This window comes from Streptomyces sp. SirexAA-E, from assembly GCF_000177195.2.
GTDB lineage: Bacteria > Actinomycetota > Actinomycetes > Streptomycetales > Streptomycetaceae > Streptomyces > Streptomyces flavovirens.
In genome coordinates, this window is the sequence record NC_015953.1 from 1,240,645 (window position 1) to 1,260,399 (window position 19,755).

The 19,755-nt window shown below is 72.5% G+C and carries 20 protein-coding genes and 1 tRNA gene; 8 read left to right on the forward strand and 13 right to left on the reverse strand.

The features are described from left to right. Position 1: 1 nt before the first annotated feature. The 4 genes from mshC to SACTE_RS05390 all read right to left on the reverse strand — a co-directional run bounded on the left by mshC (position 2) and on the right by SACTE_RS05390 (position 3,607). Entirely contained in the window at positions 2 to 1,231 is a 1,230-nt protein-coding gene (gene mshC / locus SACTE_RS05375) for a cysteine--1-D-myo-inosityl 2-amino-2-deoxy-alpha-D-glucopyranoside ligase (protein WP_014045012.1), read from the reverse strand. A 131-nt stretch (positions 1,232 to 1,362) separates the two neighbouring features. Beyond that, the gene (locus SACTE_RS05380; protein ID WP_014045013.1) at positions 1,363 to 2,226 is read right to left on the reverse strand and encodes an SCO1664 family protein; all 864 of its coding nucleotides are present in this window, start codon (positions 2,224 to 2,226) and stop codon (positions 1,363 to 1,365) included. Beyond that, on the reverse strand, positions 2,187 to 2,780 hold the full coding sequence (locus tag SACTE_RS05385; RefSeq protein ID WP_014045014.1) for a DUF3090 domain-containing protein: 594 nt from the start codon (positions 2,778 to 2,780) through the stop codon (positions 2,187 to 2,189). Before SACTE_RS05385 ends, SACTE_RS05380 begins: the two co-directional genes overlap by 40 nt. 104 nt (positions 2,781 to 2,884) lie before the next feature. Then, positions 2,885 to 3,607, reverse strand: a complete 723-nt coding sequence (locus tag SACTE_RS05390) for a histidine phosphatase family protein (RefSeq protein ID WP_014045015.1) — start codon at positions 3,605 to 3,607, stop codon at positions 2,885 to 2,887. A 63-nt stretch (positions 3,608 to 3,670) separates the two neighbouring features. Between SACTE_RS05390 and corA the strand changes: the two genes are divergently transcribed. Continuing rightward, positions 3,671 to 4,657 (forward strand): magnesium/cobalt transporter CorA, encoded by a 987-nt coding sequence (gene corA, locus SACTE_RS05395; RefSeq protein ID WP_014045016.1) that lies wholly within the window; start codon positions 3,671 to 3,673, stop codon positions 4,655 to 4,657. A gap of 6 nt (positions 4,658 to 4,663) precedes the next feature. Here corA and SACTE_RS05400 read toward each other — a convergent pair whose 3' ends face one another. Together SACTE_RS05400 and SACTE_RS05405 are read right to left on the reverse strand one after the other, a co-directional pair. Continuing rightward, positions 4,664 to 5,452, reverse strand: coding sequence for a hypothetical protein (locus SACTE_RS05400; RefSeq protein WP_014045017.1), 789 nt, complete (start codon positions 5,450 to 5,452; stop codon positions 4,664 to 4,666). A 196-nt stretch (positions 5,453 to 5,648) separates the two neighbouring features. Continuing rightward, positions 5,649 to 6,701, reverse strand: coding sequence for an LLM class F420-dependent oxidoreductase (locus SACTE_RS05405; RefSeq protein ID WP_014045018.1), 1,053 nt, complete (start codon positions 6,699 to 6,701; stop codon positions 5,649 to 5,651). 146 nt (positions 6,702 to 6,847) lie between these two features. Between SACTE_RS05405 and SACTE_RS05410 the strand changes: the two genes are divergently transcribed. Both SACTE_RS05410 and SACTE_RS05415 read left to right on the forward strand, forming a co-directional pair. Then, positions 6,848 to 7,831 carry an aldo/keto reductase gene (locus SACTE_RS05410; protein WP_014045019.1) on the forward strand — a complete coding sequence of 328 codons (984 nt, stop codon included), beginning with the start codon at positions 6,848 to 6,850 and terminating at the stop codon, positions 7,829 to 7,831. After that, complete coding sequence (locus SACTE_RS05415; RefSeq protein WP_014045020.1) at positions 7,828 to 10,155, forward strand: helix-hairpin-helix domain-containing protein; 2,328 nt, start codon at positions 7,828 to 7,830, stop codon at positions 10,153 to 10,155. The genes SACTE_RS05410 and SACTE_RS05415 overlap by 4 nt, the downstream gene beginning before the upstream one ends. Before the next feature lie 90 nt (positions 10,156 to 10,245). Here the strand turns inward: SACTE_RS05415 and SACTE_RS05420 are convergent, their stop codons facing one another. Continuing rightward, positions 10,246 to 10,902 carry a hypothetical protein gene (locus SACTE_RS05420; protein ID WP_014045021.1) on the reverse strand — a complete coding sequence of 219 codons (657 nt, stop codon included), beginning with the start codon at positions 10,900 to 10,902 and terminating at the stop codon, positions 10,246 to 10,248. A gap of 47 nt (positions 10,903 to 10,949) precedes the next feature. On the opposite strand from SACTE_RS05420, the gene SACTE_RS05425 reads away from it, so the two are divergent. After that, entirely contained in the window at positions 10,950 to 11,138 is a 189-nt protein-coding gene (locus SACTE_RS05425) for a DUF5703 family protein (RefSeq protein WP_014045022.1), read from the forward strand. A 69-nt stretch (positions 11,139 to 11,207) separates the two neighbouring features. Here SACTE_RS05425 and SACTE_RS35510 read toward each other — a convergent pair whose 3' ends face one another. The 3 genes from SACTE_RS35510 to SACTE_RS05440 all read right to left on the reverse strand — a co-directional run bounded on the left by SACTE_RS35510 (position 11,208) and on the right by SACTE_RS05440 (position 13,863). Next, the gene (locus SACTE_RS35510) at positions 11,208 to 12,011 is read right to left on the reverse strand and encodes a chaplin (RefSeq protein ID WP_019993883.1); all 804 of its coding nucleotides are present in this window, start codon (positions 12,009 to 12,011) and stop codon (positions 11,208 to 11,210) included. Positions 12,012 to 12,149: 138 nt separating this feature from the next. Next, the gene (gene chpH / locus SACTE_RS05435; protein WP_014045024.1) at positions 12,150 to 12,383 is read right to left on the reverse strand and encodes a chaplin ChpH; all 234 of its coding nucleotides are present in this window, start codon (positions 12,381 to 12,383) and stop codon (positions 12,150 to 12,152) included. Positions 12,384 to 12,528: 145 nt separating this feature from the next. Beyond that, positions 12,529 to 13,863 (reverse strand): M20/M25/M40 family metallo-hydrolase, encoded by a 1,335-nt coding sequence (locus tag SACTE_RS05440; protein WP_014045025.1) that lies wholly within the window; start codon positions 13,861 to 13,863, stop codon positions 12,529 to 12,531. A 207-nt stretch (positions 13,864 to 14,070) separates the two neighbouring features. Between SACTE_RS05440 and SACTE_RS05445 the strand changes: the two genes are divergently transcribed. Both SACTE_RS05445 and SACTE_RS05450 read left to right on the forward strand, forming a co-directional pair. Then, a tRNA-Leu gene (locus SACTE_RS05445) sits at positions 14,071 to 14,158 on the forward strand. A 92-nt stretch (positions 14,159 to 14,250) separates the two neighbouring features. Further along, positions 14,251 to 15,195 carry a pseudouridine synthase gene (locus SACTE_RS05450; protein WP_014045026.1) on the forward strand — a complete coding sequence of 315 codons (945 nt, stop codon included), beginning with the start codon at positions 14,251 to 14,253 and terminating at the stop codon, positions 15,193 to 15,195. 15 nt (positions 15,196 to 15,210) lie between these two features. On the opposite strand, the gene SACTE_RS05455 is transcribed toward SACTE_RS05450, so the two are convergent. From SACTE_RS05455 to SACTE_RS05465, 3 genes are all read right to left on the reverse strand, one after another. After that, entirely contained in the window at positions 15,211 to 15,840 is a 630-nt protein-coding gene (locus tag SACTE_RS05455) for an MBL fold metallo-hydrolase (protein WP_014045027.1), read from the reverse strand. Beyond that, entirely contained in the window at positions 15,840 to 16,925 is a 1,086-nt protein-coding gene (locus SACTE_RS05460) for an S-(hydroxymethyl)mycothiol dehydrogenase (RefSeq protein WP_014045028.1), read from the reverse strand. The genes SACTE_RS05455 and SACTE_RS05460 overlap by 1 nt, the downstream gene beginning before the upstream one ends. Before the next feature lie 75 nt (positions 16,926 to 17,000). Next, positions 17,001 to 17,702, reverse strand: a complete 702-nt coding sequence (locus SACTE_RS05465; RefSeq protein ID WP_014045029.1) for an FCD domain-containing protein — start codon at positions 17,700 to 17,702, stop codon at positions 17,001 to 17,003. A gap of 130 nt (positions 17,703 to 17,832) precedes the next feature. Between SACTE_RS05465 and SACTE_RS05470 the strand changes: the two genes are divergently transcribed. Together SACTE_RS05470 and SACTE_RS05475 are read left to right on the forward strand one after the other, a co-directional pair. Beyond that, positions 17,833 to 18,342, forward strand: a complete 510-nt coding sequence (locus SACTE_RS05470; RefSeq protein ID WP_014045030.1) for a gluconokinase — start codon at positions 17,833 to 17,835, stop codon at positions 18,340 to 18,342. 11 nt (positions 18,343 to 18,353) lie between these two features. Continuing rightward, positions 18,354 to 19,751 carry a gluconate:H+ symporter gene (locus SACTE_RS05475; protein ID WP_014045031.1) on the forward strand — a complete coding sequence of 466 codons (1,398 nt, stop codon included), beginning with the start codon at positions 18,354 to 18,356 and terminating at the stop codon, positions 19,749 to 19,751. Positions 19,752 to 19,755 lie beyond the last annotated feature (4 nt).

The window sequence follows — 19,755 nt, forward strand, 5'->3', positions numbered from 1 at the left end:
GTTACAGCGCGACACCCAGCAGGGCGTCGACGGTGCGCGACACGAGACCGGGCGCGCCCTCGTCCGTACCGCCGCCGGAGGTCTGCCGCTCGGCCCAGCGGTCCACGGCGGCCAGGGCGGCCGGGGAGTCCAGGTCGTCCGCCAGGGCTTCGCGCACCTCGTCGACCAGTGCGTCGGCGGGCAGCCCGTCGGGCCGGGAGACGGCGGCACGCCACCGGGCGAGCCGCTCGACGGCGTCGGCGAGCACCTGGTCGGTCCACTCCCAGTCGGAGCGGTAGTGGTGGGCGAGCAGCGAGAGCCGGATCGCGGCGGGGTCGACGCCGTCGCGGCGCAGCGCGGAGACGAAGACCAGGTTGCCTTTGGACTTGGACATCTTCTCGCCGTCCAGGCCGACCATGCCGGCGTGCACGTAGGCCTGGGCGAACGGGTACTCGCCGGTCAGCGCCTGGGCGTGGGAGGCGCCCATCTCGTGGTGCGGGAAGACCAGGTCGGAACCGCCGCCCTGGACGTCGAAGCCCATGCCGAGGTGGTCCAGGGCGATGGCCACGCACTCGATGTGCCAGCCGGGCCGGCCACGGCCGAGGCGGCCGCCGTCCCAGCTCGGCTCGCCGTCACGGGCGGCCATCCACAGCATCGGGTCGAGGGGGTTCTTCTTGCCCGGGCGCTCCGGGTCGCCGCCGCGCTCGGCGGAGAGCAGGCGCATGGCCTCGGCGTCGAGGTGGGAGACCCCTCCGAAGTGCGGGTCGGACCCGACGGAGAAGTACACGTCGCCGTCGAGCTCGTAGGCGGCGCCCGCGTCCAGCAGGCGTTCCACCAGCGGGACGATGCCGGGTATCGCCTCCACGGCCCCGATGTAGTGCTTCGGGGGAAGCATGCGCAGGGCGGTCATGTCCTCACGGAACAGGGCGGTCTCGCGCTCGGCGAGCTCCGCCCAGTCCTCGCCGTCGCGCACGGCCCGCTCCAGCAGCGGGTCGTCCACGTCGGTGACGTTCTGGACGTAGTGGACCTGACGCTTGGTGTCGAGCCACACGCGCTGCACGAGGTCGAACGCGTTGTAGGTCGCCGCATGACCCATGTGGGTCGCGTCGTACGGCGTGATGCCGCAGACGTAGATGCGGGCGACGGGACCGGGGTCAAGGGTGATCCGTCCGCCGGTCGCGGTGTCGTGGATCCGAAGGTCGCGGCCCTTGCCGGGCAGGGCGGGGACCTCAGAAGCGGGCCAGGCATGCATGTCATGAGCGTAACCGGACGATGCTTCCGGATACGAACCGGTCCGGAGATCCTGGCCGAATAGGCGGTCTTGCGCGGTTGCCCCTTCTGGCCTACGGGGTAACCCGTCCCGCGTCCCGGGACGCCCGGGCCTCACACGGGGGGCCAGGGAATGGCGGGCCACTCCCCGCTCGGCTGCGGGTGCCGGCCGGACGCGCGCAGGGCCGCCACCCGCTCCCTCAGGGCGTCCAGTTCCGCCTCCGTGATCAGTTCCGCCAACCGGGTGGCCAGCCCCGTGCCCGGCTCCAGGCCGACGGCGAGCCGGTCCAGCACCTCGACGGCCTCGGCGGTGAGCGGCTCTCCGGCCCAGCCCCACAGCAGGGTCCGCAGCTTGTCGTCCGCGTTGAACGTGACGCCGTGGTCGATGCCGTACAGCCGGCCGCCGGGCGCGGGCAGCAGGTGCCCGCCCTTGCGGTCGCCGTTGTTGATCACCGCGTCCAGGACCGCGAGCCGGCGCAGACGGGGGTCGTCCGCGTGCACCAGCAGGGCCGTCCGGCCCTCCCCCACCTCGGCGAAGCCGACGGCCTTCCAGCCCTCCCCGGGCTCCTCGTCCTCCACCAGCGCGAGCAGCGGCGGCAGGACGGCCGCACCCTCCTCGGCGGCCTCGGCCGCTTCGTCCGCCTCGATCCACAGCTGGCACATGCCCTGACCGTAGGGCCCGTCCCGGAGCACCGTGGGCGGCACGAGGCCCCATCCGGTGGCCTCGGAGATCTCGTAGGCGGCCACCTCGCGCTGGGCGAGCGTGCCGTCCGGGAAGTCCCACAGGGGCTGCTCCCCTGCGACCGGCTTGTAGACGCAGGGGCGTTCCTCGCCCTCGTGGGCGACCGTGCAGTACAGCACCGCGTTCGACGCGCCGCGCACCTGTCCCAGGACCGTGAGCTCGCCCTCGGCGAGCAGGGTGCGCAGCGCGGCCCCGGTCAGGAGGCCCCGCGCCGGTATCCGTTCTGACGCGGGCATACGTGTCCTTCCGGGTCGAGGGGGAGGCTGCACAGCGGGCACGGCGGCCGGCCGGCGTTGACGACGTCCAGGGCGCGCTTGGCGAACGCCCGCGCCTGGGCGCCGCTGAGGCGGACGCGCAGCATCGGCGGGCCGTTCTCCTCGTCCTGGAGGAGGCGTTCCTCGGCCTCGGCGAGGTCGTCCTCGGAGTCGGCGTCCAGCTCGACGAGGGCCTGCGCCTCGACGATCATGCGCTGTTCCTCACCGTCCCAGGCGAGCGCCATCGTGCCGACCCGGAACTCCTCCTCGACGGGGGCGTCGAGGGGCGCGGTGTCGGCCACCTCCATGGGTGCCACGGCGGGCACCGGTGAATTGCCGCCGGTCCGCCGGACGACCTCGTCGAGGAGTTCGTCGATCCGTTCGGCCAACGCGGCGACCTGGGTCTTCTCCAGGGCCACGCTCGTGACCCGGCCCCTCGAGGATGCCTGCAGGAAAAACGTACGGCGGCCAGGCAGCCCGACCGTACCGGCCACGAAACGGTCCGGGGGGTCGTAGAGGAACACCTGACGGGACACGTCCTGTCTCCCTTGAGATAGGAAGGCGAATGGGGGCGGCCAGGGCCCTGGGGGATGACCCCCGCAAGGCCGCTACGGCGCGTCCACCCTACTGCGCGGAGCGATCACGGTGCTCCCGCGCCGCCCCCGACGGCCGCGTCCGATGCCGTGTCCGTCGCCGTGCCCCCGTCCGCGTCGGCTCCCAGGGCCACTTCGCGCGGCGCCAGCGACCCCAGGTCGCCGGTGTCTCCCAGGCGCAGCAGGAAGGGGCGCAGCCGGGTGTAGCGGATCGCGGTGACCGAGCAGGGATCGGCGTGGATGCGCTGGAAGAGGTCGAGGTGCATGCCCAGCGCGTCGGCGACCAGCGCCTTGATGATGTCGCCGTGCGAGCACATCACGTAGACGGCGTCGTCCCCGTGCTCCTCCTCGACGCGGGCGTTCCACTCCCGTACGGCGTCGACGGCGCGCGCCTGCATGGCCCGCATCGACTCGCCCCCGGGGAACGCCGCGGACGAGGGGTGCTGCTGCACCACGGACATCAGCGGCTCGTCGGAGAGTTCGGCCAGCTTGCGCCCCGACCAGTCGCCGTAGTCGCACTCGCTGATCCGGTCCTCGGTGTGCAGGGGCAGGCCGGGGCGGGCGTCGAGCAGTGGCCGGAGCGTCTCGCGGCAGCGTTGCAGAGGGCTGCTGACGGCGGCCACGAGCGGGATGCCGGCCAGCCTGCCGGGGAGGGCGGCGGCCTGCGACGCGCCGCGTTCGTCGAGCGCGACACCGGGGGTACGCCCCGCGAGCACTCCGGAGGTGTTGGCGGTCGAGCGTCCGTGGCGTACGAGGATGAGCGTGGGCATACCTGCCAGCGTAGAGGGCACCGGACTGGTGCACGGAAGCCGACGGCAGGGAAGAATGCGCGCGTGATCGTGGATTGTGGCATTTACCAGGACGGGCGCAGGACCGAGGGGCCCTCGGACTTCTCCGCCGCCCTCGACGAGGCCCGTGCCGCCGCGGACGGATTCGTCTGGATCGGCCTGCACGAGCCCACCGAGAAGGAGTTCGACCGCGTCAGCAGCGAGTTCGGACTGCACCCGCTGGCCGTGGAGGACGCCCTGCGCGCCCATCAGCGGCCCAAGCTGGAGGTCTACGACGACTCGCTCTTCGCGGTCATCAAGCCGGTGGTCTACGACTCGGGGAGCGACGCGGTCACCACCGACGAGCTGATGCTCTTCGTGGGGGACTCCTTCGTGGTGACGGTCCGGCACGGCGAGGGTGCCCCGCTGACGGCCGTACGGCGCCGCCTGGAGGCCGAGCCGGAGGTGCTCAAGCACGGCCCGACGGCGGTGCTCTACGCGGTCAGTGACGCGGTGGTGGACCACTACATCGAGGTCGCGGCCGAGCTCCAGACGGACCTGGAGGAGCTGGAGGCCGAGGTGTTCGCCCCGGAGAACGGAACGGACACGAAGAACACCGCCGCGAGCATCTACACCTTCAAGCGGCAGCTGCTGGAGTTCCGCCGGGCGACCGGCCCGCTGGCGGCGCCGGTCGAGCGGCTGGCGAGCGCGGGGGTTCCGTTCGTCCACGCCCACTCACGGCCGTTCTTCCGGGACGTGAGCGACCACCTGACACGCGCCAACGAGCACGTGGAGGGGCTGGACCGGCTGCTCTCGGACATTCTCTCGGCGCACCTGGCACAGGTGGGCGTGCGGCAGAACGACGACATGCGGAAGATCTCGGCGTGGGCGGCCATGGCCGCCGTACCGACCATGGTCGCGGGGATCTACGGCATGAACTTCGAGCACATGCCGGAGCTGGACTGGGTGTGGTCCTATCCGGCGGTGATCGCGCTGATGGCCCTCGCGGTCTTCGGCCTGTACCGCCAGTTCAAGCACCGCGGGTGGCTGTAGCGCCCCTCAGGCATACTCCGCCTCCGGCACCGGCGGGGTGCCCAGCGCGTCGCGCCGGGCGGGCTGGCGGAGGCTCACCATGCGCCGCCAGCCGCCCAGCCGCTCGTACACGTACGTCGCGTGGATCCCGGCGGCCAGCAGGGCCGCCTTGGGGCGGGGCCAGCGCAGCACGGCTCCCATGTGGCGCATCACGGCGAGACCGACGTCCCGGTAGACCCGGATCTCGGCCAGGGCGCACTCCCGCAGGACCGCGTGGATGGTGCGGCCGTGCCCGGCGGCGGCGAGGCGGAGCAGCTCCTCGTGGCAGTAGGCGAGGTGGTTGTCCTCGTCCCGGGAGATCATCCTCACCGCGCGCCCCAGGGCGGGGTGGTCCCCGAAGAGCCGCAGCAGCAGCCTCATCTGCTCGGAGGCGCGCTGTTCGGTGACCCGGCTGTGGGACAGGTAGACGATGACGTCCCGCTCGGTGAGCGGTACCTCGCGGCTGAGCCGGTCGTGGGCGAGACCGATGCCCCGGCGCTCCAGGAGCAGCGTGTAGTCGGTCTCCAGGGGCACCTGGGCGGGCATCAGTCCGCGCTGCTTGAGCAGCGCGTTGAAGATCCGGCCGTGTTTGTCCTCGTCGGCTCCGTGCCGGGCGATCTTGGGGCCGAGTTCGCGCAGGCCCGCGGGGACGAGGGCGGCGATCCGGCCGTTCTCCCAGCCTCCCTGGGCCTCTCCGCCGGCGGCGATCGAGCAGAACAGGCGGAACGCGTCGTCGTTGTCGAGGATCTCCTGGAACAGACTCTTCGCCGAGAGCATCACTGCCGCCTTTCGCACCGGTGTCCGCGGAGCGACAGTCAAATTCGGTACCGGGCGGTAGGCAACGCGAACGGGGCCGCCGGGGGGACCGGGCGTAACCGTGCGGCGCCCGGCGCGTTGTCCCGGGTGACGGCCGTGGCGGGGAGGACCCCCGAGCCCCCACCACGGCCGTGGTGCTGTCCGGACGCGCCCCGGGTCAGGCGGCGAGACCGGAGCGCTCCAGGGCGTCGGTTCCGGCCCGCAGGGCGGCGAGCCGCTCGTCCAGGGTGAAGCCGGCCGGGGCCAGCGTCAGCGTGGTGACACCGGCGGCGGCGTAGGCCTGCATCCGGTCGGCGATGCGCTCGACGGGGCCGAGCAGGGTGGTGCGGTCGATGAGCTCGTGCGGGACCGCGGCGGCCGCGCCGCTCTTGTCGCCGGACAGGTACTTGTCCTGGATCTCGGCGGCTTCCTTCTCGTAGCCCATGCGCTGGGCGAGGTTGTTGTAGAAGTTCTGCTTGCGGCTGCCCATGCCGCCGACGTACAGCGCGGTGTAGGGGCGGAACATGTCGGCGAGGCCCTTGACGTCCTCGCCGACCGCGAGCGGCAGCGTCGGACAGACGTCGAAGCCGTCCATGGTCCTGCCGGCCTTCTCGCGCCCGGCGCGCAGGTGCTTGACCGCGGTGTCCTCGAGGTGGTCGGCGGACGGGAAGATCAGCAGCGCCCCGTCGGCGATCTCGCCGGTCTGCTCCAGGTTCTTCGGCCCGATGGCGGCGATGTAGAGCGGGATGTGCTCGCGCTGCGGGTGGACCGTGAGCTTGATGGGCTTGCCGGGGCCGTCCGGCAGCGGCAGCGTCCAGTGCTCGCCCTCGTACGACAGGCGCTCCCGGGACATCGCCTTGCGCACGATCTCGACGTACTCACGGGTGCGGGCCAGCGGCTTGTCGAACTGGACGCCGTACCAGCCCTCGGAGACCTGCGGGCCCGACACCCCGAGGCCGAGGCGGAAGCGGCCGCCGGAGAGCGAGTCGAGGGTGGCGGCGGTCATGGCCGTCATCGCGGGCTGGCGGGCCGGGATCTGCATGATGGCGGAGCCGACGTCGATGGACTCGGTCTGCGCGGCGACCCAGGACAGCACGGTCGGTACGTCGGATCCGTAGGCCTCGGCCGCCCAGCAGACGTCGTAGCCGAGGCGGTCCGCCTCCTGGGCGACGGCGAGATTGTCCCCGTCCATACCGGCTCCCCAGTAACCGAGATTGATGCCGAGCCGCATGGTCACGCTCCCTCTACCGATCAGTAACGTACGTACGAACCGGACTCTAGCGCGGCCGACCGGGATGCGGCAGGCCCCCTCGCGCGACGTGTGGTTGTCCACAGGCCCTCACCCCCGTGCGGTCCCGGCCAGTAATCTCAGCGCCCATGGAGCAGAGGCATCTCGGCCGCACCGGCCTTCGCGTGTCCCGGATCGGGCTCGGCACCCTCACCTGGGGCCGGGACACCGACGAGCACGACGCCGCCGAACAGCTGAAGGTCTTCTGGGACGCGGGCGGCACGCTCGTCGACACCGCCGACGTGTACGGCGGCGGGGAGGCCGAGCACCTCCTCGGGCGGCTCGTCGACAGCCTGGTGCCGCGGGAGGATCTGGTCATCGCCACGAAGGCCGGAAGCGTGCCGGACCCCTACCGCCGCTTCGACGGATCGCGCGGCCACCTCCTCGCGGCGCTGGACGCGTCCCTGGAGCGGCTCGGCACGGACTACGTCGACCTGTGGCAGATCCACGCCTTCGACTCGGTGACACCGCTGGAGGAGACCTTGCAGGCCGTGGACCTGGCGGTGTCGTCGGGCCGGGTCCGCTACGCGGGCGTGTCGAACTTCAGCGGCTGGCAGCTCGCGAAGGCCGCGACCTGGCAGCTCGCCTCGCCCGGGGTGCGGACCCGGCTGGCGAGCACCCAGATGGAGTACTCCCTGTTGCAGCGGGGCGTGGAGCGGGAGGTGCTCCCGGCGGCACTGGACCTGGGGGTGGGACTGCTGCCGTCGTCCCCGCTGGGGCGCGGGGTGCTGACCGGCAAGTACCGCACCGGCACGCCGTCCGACTCGCGCGGCGCCTCGGAGGTGCTGGCCCCGTTCGTCGAGCCGTACCTCGACGACGCGGCGAGCAGGATCGTGGACGCCGTGGCGACGGCGGCGGACGGTCTGGCGACGACGGCCCTGCACGTCGCGCTCGCCTGGATCCGGGACCGCCCCGGAGTGGCCGCCCCGGTCGTCGGCGCGCGCAACGCACAACAGCTGACCGAGGCGTTGTCAGTGGAGGCGCTTAGTCTTCCTGACGAGATCTGCCAGGCGCTCGACGACGTGTCGGCGCCCGTGCACCGTTATCCCGACCAGGACTGGAGCACGCTGTGACTGCGCTTGACCGGGGAGAGACCCCGGACCCCGCGGCCGAGAACGACGAGGTCCGCGAGGCCGGCGAGGAGGCCGCCGCCTCCGCCGACGCGCCCGGCGGCGAAGACGGCCCGGACAGCGGGAGCGTCCCTGACGGCGCACGGACGACGGAACGGGCCGCCTCCGGGACGGTCCCGGACGACGCCCCGGAGGCGGCCGGAGACCCCGTTGAGGCGACACCGGAGGCCGGGGCCGCCCCCGGGACCCCGGAGGCCGCCGAGGCCCCCGTGTTGTCGGAGGCCGAGGCTGAGCTGGCCGCGCAGCGGGAGCTGCGGGAGCGGATCGAGAGGCGCAAGGCGCAGAAGGAAGGACCCGTCGCCGCCGGGGCGAAGCTGAGCGGCCCCGCCGCCGACCTCCTCGCCGCCGTGCGGGCCGTGGAGAGCGGCGAGAAGCCGGCCACGGCCTTCTTCGACTCCCCCGCGGCCGCCCCGGCCCCCCGCCGGGCGGCACCGGCGGCCGCACCCGCGCCGGTGCGGCCTCCCGGGTCCGCCACCGCGCCCGCCGCGCGGTCCGCCTCCCCCGAGGCGGCGGACGCGGTGGCGGCGGTGCTCACCCGGGGCGGTGCCCCCGCGTCGCTGGCGCAGGCGGCGGCCACCACCCTCGGCGAGCAGGCCGCGGACCTCCTGGTCGAGGACCCGTGGCAGCTGCTGTCCGTACCCGGCGTACGCCCGGAGCAGGCCGACGGCTTCGCCCGCGCCCTGCTCGGTGCCGAGTGCGGTCCGGACGACGGGCGGCGCACGGCCGCACTGGTGGGATGGCTGCTGGAGCGGGGTGCCCTGCGGGGCCACACCGCGCTGGACGCCACGGAGGTCCGGGCGGCGCTCGCCGGGCTCGCGGTGACCGATCCCGAGGCGGCCGTGCAGCACGCCGTCGCCGAAGGCGTCGTCCTGGTCTTCCAGGACGGCCTGGACGCGGCGGACGCCGGGGAGGCCGGGAGCGCCGACGAGGAGGACACCGCCGACGCCGCCCAGGGCGCCGACGGCGCACAGGGCGACCAGGAGCCGGTGACGGTCCTGCTGGGGCTCGACCGGTACGCCCTGGCCGAGGAGGCCCTCGCCGACGGCCTGGCCCGCATCCTCAACACCTGCGAGAAGGCCGCCGACTGGTCCGACGCCGCCGCTGCCGCTCCCTCCCCGTCGGCCGCCGAGCTGATCCGTGCGACCGCGGCCGCCGGGCTGGTCGCCCACAGCGGCGGCGAGAGCGCCCGTGCCGAACCCGCCGCCCTGATCGCCGCCGCCCGCGCCCTCGGGCTGCGGGCCGTGGGGAGCGCCCACAGCGCGGACGGGATGCGCAGGCTGGCCGATGCCGTCGGCGATCCGGCGTCCGCCGTCGTCCTGGCCGATCTGCTCTCCGGTGCGGCCGGTCCCGGCCGGGACGCGGACGGCGCGCTCGCCGTCGATCTGCTGGTGGTGCTGGACGCCCCGCAGCTCGACGTGGAGGCGGGCGCGATGCTCGTGGAGTCACTCGCCGACGGCACCCGGCTGGTGCTCAGCGGTGACCCCGGGGTGCTCGGCTCGGCCGGTGCCGGGCGGGTCTTCGCGGACGTGCTCGCCGCGCGCGCCTGCCCGGTGGTGGTGTCGCGCACCCCCGACCCGGGCCCGATCGGCGAGCTGGTCTCGGGCATCGGTATCGGGGAGCTCCACCAGGTCGAGGCCCCCGGCAAGGAGGTCGTGATCGTGCCCGTCCGGGACGCGGGCGAGGCGGTCCACCGCACGGTGCAACTGGTCGCCGACTCGGTACCGCGCGCCATCGGCGTACCGCCGTCCGACACCCAGGTCGTCACGGTCGGGCACGGGGGCTCGGCCGGCACCACGGCGCTGAACGCGGCGCTGAAGCAGCGGCTCAACCCGGGGCCCGGACGGTTCGGCGGCTTCGACCCCGGTGACCGGGTGGTCCATGTGCCCGCTCCGGGGAGGGTGGTGCCCGGGACGGTGGTGTCGGCCGACGCCGAGGGCCTGCGCCTGGACTGCTCGGGGACGTCCGTCGTCGTGCGCCCGGACGCGGTGGAGTCCTCCGTCCGGCTCGGCTGGGCGCTCAGCGCCCATCAGGCGGCCGGGATGCGCTGGCCCGCCGTGGTCGTCGTGCTGCCGGGTGACGCGGCCCCGGGGCTGAGCCGGCCCTGGGTCTGCACCGCGTTCAGCCGTGGTGAGCGGCATCTGTCCGTGGTGCACGGCGTGGACCAGGCCCTGCCGCGCGCGGTGGCCGAGATCCCGGTCCAGGAGCGGACGACCAGGCTCCGCCCCCTGCTGGAGGCACTGCCGGTGCCGGACGCCACCCAGGTGTAGCGCGCCGGTGCGGTCCGTCGGCCCGGTGCCGCGCGACGGACCGCACCGGCCTCCCGCCGCGTCGCGCACCGGAGCCGGGACGGCACGGGATCAGACGCGGCGCTGTGCCGTGCCGTCCGCGTCGGTGTCCTCGTCGTCGTCGAAGACCGCGCTGACGTCGAAGCGGCACACCACCGACGAGGGGTCGGCGTCCTCGAACGGCGCCCCCAGCCACTCCCCCGGCTCGGGGAGCTCGTCCACCGCCGAGACCCAGAGCGTGGAGTCCCCCTCCTCCAGTCCGAACTCCTTGTGCCGGGAGGCGATCTCGTCCGCCTCGTACTCACCGAAGAGCACCCCGAGAGCGGCGTGCACACTGACCCCGACCACCGGCACGGCGGTGCCGTCCGGCTGGTCCGGGTCGAGGTCGGCGAGGCGCTGTGCCTGGGCGAGGAGCCGCTGGGGCTCCGCCACCGCGTAGTCACGCCTGATCAGCACGCTGAGGGCGTGCGGCTCCTCCGGACCGGCGTACGGCGGCAGGGAGTCGTCCGCGCCGGGGATCTCGAAGGGCGTGACCTCGTCGTAACGGTCGTAGAGGAGTTCGTCGTAGACCTCGGCGGCGGCGGCCAGTGCGTTGAAAGCCTCGTAAACGGCTGGATCGTCGTCCCCGGTACGGCGTTCGACGGCCTCGAGGTGGCGGTCGAGCGCGGTTTTGACTGCATCGGCGGCGGCGCGTACCTCGGCAGCGGTGGGCTGCGCAGCATCAGACATAGTGCAGACGCTATCCGTACCGGGGCTCTGCCCGCACAATAGATGCGATGCCGGAATACGAATTTATCGACGTGTACGTGCCCCGCGGGGTCTCCCGCAAGGACGCGACCCGCCTGCTGACCGACCATGCCGAGTACGGGCACTGGGAGTTGGACCGACTGACGCTGCGCCTCGACGGCAGCCGCAGGGTGCGGCTACGGCGCCGGATCATCCGCCAGCTCCGGGCGACCTGGTAGCGGGGAGCGGGCCCCGCGACCGCGGGACCCGCTCCTTTCGACGTACCGCACGGCGATGCCGTGGTGGCGTTACGCGGCGCTGCGTGACCGCCGGTAGAGGACCGCGCCCGCGCCCGCCAGCAGCATTCCGGCGCTCGCCGGGATCAGCACGTCGAGCCCGCCCGCACCGGTGTGGGCCAGTTCCTGGCCCGGCACGAGCTGGGGCTCGGGTGCGTGCGGCTGCGGCGGCGTCTCGGCCGGCTTCTCCGGTGCGGGAGGCGCCGGCGGGGCCTCGGGGACGACCGGCTCGGACTCGTTCTCGCAGCCGTTGCCGAAGACCGGGTTGAGCAGTCCGCCGACGCTGATGCCGTTGCCGCAGACGTTCAGGGGCACGGAGACCGGCACCTGCACCTGGTTGCCGGAGAGGATGCCGGGTGAGCCCGTCGCCTCGCCCTGGGCCGAGGCGCCGGACGCGCGGTGCCTGCCGGTCCCCTCGCCGTTGTCGCGCGCCTCGTCGTATCCGGCCGCGTGGCTGCCGGACCCCTGGTCCGCGGAGCTGTGACCGGACCCGGAGCCCTCGTCCGAGGTCTGTGTGCGGTCGGCGTCCGCCGGTCCGTGTCCGGCGTCGGCCGACGTGTGCCCGGCCTGTGCCGATCCGTTTCCGCAGTCGTTTCCGCTCACGGGATTGAGCGCGCCGACGACGTTGACGGAATTACCGCAGACGTTGACGGGGACGTCGACCGGGACCTGGATCGAGTTCCCCGAGAGCACGCCCGGCGAATTGGTGGCACCGCCCGCCGCACCCGCGTCCGCGTGTGCGTACCCCCCGCCGAGCGCGAGCACGCCGCCCGCCGCCGCCATCGTGATCAGGCCTTTACGTGTGACCTGTCGCATAGGTTGCTTTCCTGCCTTCTGGCTTTCGAAATACCCCCCGGCACAACCGTGCGGGGCCGAATGCCCAGCGGCCCCGGAGTGCATGGCGCGCACTCCGGGGCCGACCGGACTCACACCCTTACGGGTTGACGTTCGACGTCAGTCGTTGATGCAGACGTTGCCGAAGGCGGGGTTCAGCAGCCCGATGACGTCGATGGTGTTGCCGCAGACGTTGACCGGGACGTGGATCGGGACCTGGACGACGTTGCCCGAGAGCACGCCGGGGCTGCCGATGGCGGCACCCTGGGCACCGGCGTCGGCGGAAGCCATGCCCGCACCCGCGAGCACGAGACCACCGGTGGCAGCCGCGATGGCGACGACCTTCTTGATCATTATTCCTCCTGGTTGGTAAGTGCGGTCCCAGCCGCGGACCGCATCACCTGTAACGAGGAGGGAGTGACGGGGCTACGAGCGAATCGCCCCTTTCACTCGTTCTGGTTATGCACGTACACACTGGCGAATCCGCCCGCCGGTGCGCTCAGGAATGGTCGATGAACCGGTCGAGCACGCGAACGCCGAAGGTCAGGCCGTCCACCGGAACCCTCTCGTCCACGCCGTGGAACATCCCGGCGAAGTCCAGCTCCGGCGGCAGCTTGAGCGGCGCGAAGCCGAAGCAGCGGATGCCCAGGTCGTCGAAGGACTTGGCGTCCGTCCCCCCCGAGAGCATGTAGGGCACGGCGCGGGCGATCGGGTCCTCGGCCTTCAGCGCGAGCTGCATGGCGTCCACGAGGGACCCGTCGAAGCTCGTCTCCAGCGCCTTGTCGCCGTGCACGTCCTCGCGCTTCACCCGGGGCCCGAGGATCCGGTCGAGGTCGGCGAGGAACTCCTCCTCGTGGCCGGGCAGGAAGCGGCCGTCCACGTGGGCGGTGGCCTGCCCCGGGATCACGTTGACCTTGTAGCCGGCGCCGAGCATGGTGGGCGCGGCCGAGTTGCGCAGGGTGGCGCCGATCATCTTGGCGATCCCGCCGAGCTTGGCGAGCGTGGCCTCCATGTCCTCCGGGTCGAGCGGGGTGCCCAGCGCGTCGGACAGCTCGTCGAGGAAGGACCGGACGGTCTTGGTGACCCTGACCGGCCAGGTGTGCCGCCCCAGCCGTCCGACGGCCTCGCAGAGCTCGGTGATCGCGTTGTCGTCGTTGGTCATGGAGCCGTGACCGGCGGTGCCGTCCACGGTCAGCCGCATCCAGTGCATGCCCTTCTGCGCGGTCTCCACCAGGTAGAGCCGCAGGTTCTCGTTGACGGTGAACGAGAAGCCGCCGACCTCGCCGATCGCCTCGGTGACGCCGTCGAAGAGATCCCGGTGGTGGTCGACGAGGTGGCGGGCGCCGAACGTGCCGCCCGCCTCCTCGTCCGCGAGGAAGGCCAGCACGATGTCGCGCGGGGGCTTGCGGCCGGTGCGCATGCGCTCGCGGACGACCGCGAGGGTCATCGCGTCCATGTCCTTCATGTCGACCGCGCCACGGCCCCATACGCATCCGTCCGCGATCTCCCCGGAGAACGGGTCGTGCGTCCAGTCCGCCGCGTTCGCCGGCACCACGTCGGTGTGCCCGTGGATCAGCAGGGCGGGCTTGGACGGGTCCTCGCCCTCGATACGGGCCACGGTGGAGGCCCGGCCCTTGTGCGACTCGATGATCTTCGGGTCCAGCCCGACCTCGGCGAGCTTCTCGGCGATGTACTCCGCCGCGAGCCGCTCACCGGGACCGGAGTGGTCGCCGTAGTTGCTGGTGTCGATCCGGATCAGGTCACGACAGAGGTCCACGACCTCATTCTCGGCGGATCCGCCGGAGACGGTCCCGGCCGTGCTGCTCTCGCTCACGCTGTTTCCTTCCACTGTCGCGGTGGTGCTTGCCCTCATCCTCGCGCGCCTGCCCCCGCGCACCCAAGACCGTCCGCCACCCGACATCCGCCCTTCACACGCCCCGGGCCCCCGGCCGCGGGGACCGGGGGCGTGATCGAGCACCCCCGAATGTTTGCTATGGTTTTCCACGTCGGAACGGGCCAGGGCCCGCGAGACAGACACCTTGTCCGGGTGGCGGAATGGCAGACGCGCTAGCTTGAGGTGCTAGTGCCCTTTATCGGGCGTGGGGGTTCAAGTCCCCCCTCGGACACCAGCGAGAACCCCAGTCGATCTGGGGTTTTTTGCATGTCCGGGCCCGTTGCCCCCGGCCCCCGGGTTCTCCCACCGGCGAGAAAGGCCGACGCGATGAGAGGACGGGCCAAGCCCCCCGCCGCCCCGCTGCCGCAGCGCTCCGGTGTCGACCCGGTGCGGGTGCGGTTGCCCCAGGACCCCGTCGGGGCGTGGCCGACCGTCCGTGATCATCTGCTCGACCGCTTCGGGGGTGCGATCGGCGCCGGGCGGGTGGAGGCCATGCTGGCCGAGGGCCGGTTCGTCGGCGCGGACGGCGTGGCGGTGGGCGCCGACGAGCCGTACACCGCCGGGCGGCATCTCTGGTTCCACCGGGACTTCGCGCCCGAGGCGCCGGTGCCGTTCCCGGTGGGGGTGGTCCACCGGGACGAGCACGTCGTGGTGGCGGACAAGCCGCACTTCCTGGCCACCACACCGCGCGGCCGGCACATCACCGAGACCGCGGTGGCCCGGCTCCGCGCTCACCTGGGGATCGCGGAGCTCCAGCCCGCCCACCGGCTGGACCGGCTGACCGCGGGGCTGGTGCTCTTCGTCGTGCGGCCCGAGGAGCGGGGCGCCTATCAGACGCTGTTCCGGGACCGGCTGGTGCGCAAGGAGTACGAGGCGGTTGCGCCGTACGACCCCGAGGTGGCGCTCCCCCGCACCGTACGCGGCCGGATCGTCAAGGAGCGCGGGGTCATGGCCGCCCGGGTGGAGCCGGGCGAGGCGAACAGCGAGAGCCGGATCGAGCTGCTGGAGCACCGGGCGGGCCTCGGCCGCTACCGCCTGCTGCCCGCGACCGGGCGCACCCACCAGCTGCGGGTCCACATGAACGCGCTGGGGCTGCCGCTCGTCCACGACCCGGTCTACCCTGCGGTGCTGCCCGAGCCGGAACCGGGCGGGGAGGACTACACGCGCCCTCTGCAACTGCTGGCCCGGGTGCTGGAGTTCACCGATCCGGTCACCGGCCGGCCGCACCGCTTCGAGAGCGGGCTGCGGCTCTCCGAGTGGCCGGACCGGTGACCTCCGCCCCGCCGGTCAGTGACCCCGGGCGATCCACTCCTGAAGGTGCGGGGCTTCCGCGCCGACGGTGGTGGAGCCGCCGTGTCCGGTGCGTACGACGGTGTCCGGCGGGAGCGAGAGCAGGCGGCCCCTGATGGAGTCGACGATCGTCGGGAAGTGCGAGAACGACCGCCCGGTGGCGCCCGGCCCGCCCTGGAAGAGGGTGTCGCCGGTGAAGACGGTGTTCAGCTCCGGGGCGTAGAGGCAGACCGCGCCGGGTGCGTGCCCCGGGGTGTGCAGGACTTTCAGGCGGACGCCCGCGACCTCCAGCTCCTGTCCGTCGGCCAGTTCGGCGTCGGGGGCACGGTCCGGGTGGGTCTGCCGCCACAGCGGCAGGTCGTCCGGGTGCAGCAGGATCGGGGCGCCGGTGGCGTCGGCCAGGGCCGGGGCGGCGTCGATGTGGTCGTTGTGCGCGTGGGTGCTGATGATCGCGCGCAGGGTACGTCCGCCGAGCGCCGCCGTGATCGCGGCGGCGTCGTGGGCGGCGTCGATGACGACCGCCTCGGTGTCGTCGCCGACGATCCAGACGTTGTTGTCGACGTCCCACTCGCCGCCGTCGAGGGCGAAGGTGCCGGAGGTGACCAGGTGGTCGATGCGGGCGGTCATCAGAAGACCACCACCGAGCGCAGGACGTCGCCGTCGTGCATCCGGCCGAACGCCTGCTCGATGTCGCCGATCCCGATGGTCTCGGTGACGAAAGCGCCGAGGTCGAGGCGGCCCTGCTGGTGCAGGTCGATCAGCATCGGGAAGTCGCGGGAGGGCAGGCAGTCGCCGTACCAGGAGGACTTGAGGGAGCCGCCGCGGCCGAACACGTCGAGGAGCGGGAGCTCCAGCTGCATCTCGGGCGTGGGCACACCGACGAGGACGACGGTACCCGCGAGGTCGCGGGCGTAGAAGGCCTGCTTGTACGTCTCCGGGCGGCCGACCGCCTCGATGACGACGTCGGCGCCGTTGCCGTCGGTGAGGGCGCGGATCGCCTCGACCGGGTCACCGGTACGGGAGTTGACGGTGTGGGTGGCGCCCATCGTCTTCGCCGTCTCCAGCTTGCGGTCGTCGATGTCCACCGCGATGATCTTCGCCGCGCCGGCCAGCCGGGCCCCGGCGATCGCGGCGTCGCCGACACCTCCGCAGCCGATGACGGCGACGGAGTCGCCCCGGCCGACCTGGCCGGTGTTGATGGCGGCGCCGATGCCGGCCATGACGCCGCAGCCGAGCAGTCCGGCGACGGCCGGGGAGACCTCGGGGTCGACCTTGGTGCACTGGCCGGCGGCGACGAGGGTCTTCTCGGCGAACGCGCCGATGCCCAGGGCCGGGGAGAGCTCCGTGCCGTCCAGGAGGGTCATCTTCTGCTTCGCGTTGTGGGTGTCGAAGCAGTACCAGGGGCGGCCGCGCAGACAGGCCCGGCACTGGCCGCACACCGCACGCCAGTTGAGGACGACGAAGTCGCCCGGGGCGACGTCGGTGACGCCGTCGCCGACCGACTCCACGACGCCCGCGGCCTCGTGGCCGAGGAGGAACGGGAAGTCGTCGTTGATGCCGCCCTGCTTGTAGTGCAGGTCGGTGTGGCAGACGCCGCACGCCTGGATCCTGACCACGGCCTCACCGGGTCCCGGGTCCGGCACGAGGATCGTCTCCACCCGCACCGGCTCGTTCCTACCCGGCGCGATGACCCCTTGTACCTGCTGCGCCATGACGCGGACTCCCATCCCGACCGTTGCGGTCTCTCCGAAGATCGAACGACCACCGTACCGGGGCGGGCGGGGTCCTCAAGGCGCCAGCACGTCGAGTTCGTGCAGGGCGCCTACCGCGATCTCCTTGGTCAGCCGCTCGGCGTCGGCGGCGGCGCCCTCGCGGACGGCCTCGGCGAGACGGACGTGCAGGGTGACGGCGGCGGGGTCGGGGTCCTCGAACATCACCTGGTGGTGGGTGCGGCCGGCCAGGACCTCGGCGACGACGTCGCCGAGCCGGGCGAACATCTCGTTGCCGGAGGCGTTGAGCACGATCCGGTGGAAGGCGATGTCGTGCCGGAGATATCCCTCCAGCTGCTGGCCGCGCGAGGTGGCGACCATGCCGAGCGCGCACTCGGTGAGCGCGGCGCACTGCTCGGGGGTGGCGTTGCGGGCGGCGAGCCCTGCGGCGACCGGCTCGATCGCGGACCGCAGCACGGTCAGGGAGCGCAACTGCCGGGGGCGGTCGGCGCCGGCCAGCCGCCAGCGGATGACCTGGGGGTCGTAGACGTTCCACTCCTCGGTGGGCCGCACGGTCACGCCGACCCGGCGGCGGGACTCGACCAGATGCATCGACTCCAGGACGCGGACCACTTCGCGGACGACCGTGCGGGAGACCTCGAAGCGCTGGGCGAGTTCGTCGGTGCGTAGGACGGACCCCGGGGGGAAGTCGCCGGAGGAGATCTCCCGTCCCAGGGTGTCCAGCACACGCGTATGCAGTCCCTGGCTCCGTGCGGTCACGGCCACAGCCTACGGTGCGGCCCGGGTAGCGGAAAAGTAAGACGTTTATGTCACACCCTCTTGAATAAGTCGTACGTAATGGGTTTCAGTAGCGCGACGGACCGATGTCGAAGAAGACAGCGAGGCACCAATGAGCACCCCCCACGTCGTCGTGGTGATGGGCGTGGCAGGGACCGGCAAGACCACGATCGGCCCCCTGCTCGCCGCCGCACTCGGCGTTCCCTACGCCGAGGGCGACGACTTCCATCCGCCCGCCAACATCGCCAAGATGTCGGCGGGTACGCCGCTGGAGGACGCCGACCGCTGGCCCTGGCTGGACGCCATCGGGCAGTGGGCGCACGGCAGGGCGGGACTCGGCGGGGTCGTCAGCAGCTCCGCGCTCAAGCGGGCCTACCGCGACCGGCTGCGGGCCGAGGCGCCCGGTGCCGTCTTCCTCCATCTGACCGGCGACCGGGCCCTCATCGAACGCCGCATGGCGGACCGCAAGGGCCACTTCATGCCGACCGCCCTGCTCGACTCGCAGTTCGCCACCCTGCAGCCGCTGCGGGAGGACGAGGCCGGTGTCGCCGTGGACGTGTCCGGCACCCCTGAGGAAATAACCGACCGGGCCGTCGCCGCGCTGCGCCGGCTCGAGAACTAAGGATCACCACCGTGACCGGTCTCAGCGTCGAGATGCTGGCAGCGGATGCCGTCGAACCCATCACATCGGCAGGTAACGCACAGCTGGGCATCGCCGTACTGGCGGGCATCGCCGTCATCGTCCTGCTCATCACGAAGCTCAAGGTCCACGCGTTCCTCGCGCTGACCATCGGCTCGCTGGCGCTCGGCTCGTTCGCCGGGGCCGCGCCCGCCAAGACGATCGCCAGCTTCACCTCGGGCCTCGGTTCGACCGTCGCCGGTGTCGGTGTGCTCATCGCGCTCGGCGCGATCCTGGGCAAGCTGCTCGCCGACTCCGGCGGCGCGGACCAGGTCGTCGACACGATCCTCGCCAAGGCGAGCGGGCGGGCGATGCCGTGGGCGATGGTGCTGATCGCCTCGATCATCGGGCTTCCGCTGTTCTTCGAGGTCGGCATCGTGCTGCTGATCCCGGTGGTGCTGCTGGTCGCCAAGCGCGGCAACTACTCCCTGATGCGGATCGGCATCCCGGCGCTCGCCGGCCTGTCCGTGATGCACGGGCTGATCCCGCCGCACCCCGGCCCGCTGGTCGCGATCGACGCGCTCGGCGCCAACCTGGGCGTCACCCTGGCACTCGGGGTCGTGGTCGCCGTTCCGACCGTGATCCTCGCGGGCCCGGTCTTCTCCCGGTACGCCGCCCGCTGGGTGGACATCGAGGCACCGGAGAAGATGGTCCCGCAGCGCCCGTCCGAGGACCTGGACCGCCGTCCGAGCTTCGGCGCGACCCTGGCGACCATCCTGCTGCCGGTCGTGCTGATGCTCGTCAAGGCACTGGTCGACATCGTCGTGGACGACCCCGAGAACGGCGTCCAGAAGGTCACCGACGTCATCGGCTCGCCGCTGGTCGCCCTTCTGGCGGCCGTCGTGGTCGGCATGTTCACGCTGGGACGGGCCGCCGGGTTCACCAGGGGCCGGCTCTCCACCACCGTCGAGAAGTCGCTCGCCCCGATCGCGGGTGTCCTCCTGATCGTGGGCGCGGGCGGCGGTTTCAAGCAGACCCTCATCGACGCCGGTGTCGGCGAGATGATCCTGGACTTCTCCGAGGACTGGTCGATCCCGGCGCTGCTGCTCGGCTGGCTGATCGCCGTCGCGATCCGGCTGGCGACGGGCTCGGCGACGGTGGCCACCATCTCGGCGGCCGGTCTGGTCGCCCCGCTCGCGGCGGACATGTCCACCCCGGAGGCGGCGCTGCTGGTCCTCGCCGTCGGCGCGGGCTCGCTCTTCTTCAGCCACGTCAACGACGCGGGGTTCTGGCTGGTGAAGGAGTACTTCGGCATGGACGTCGGACAGACCGTGAAGACCTGGTCGGTGATGGAGACCATCATCTCGGTCGTCTCGCTGGTCTTCATCCTGCTGCTGTCCCTGTTGTTCTGACCGG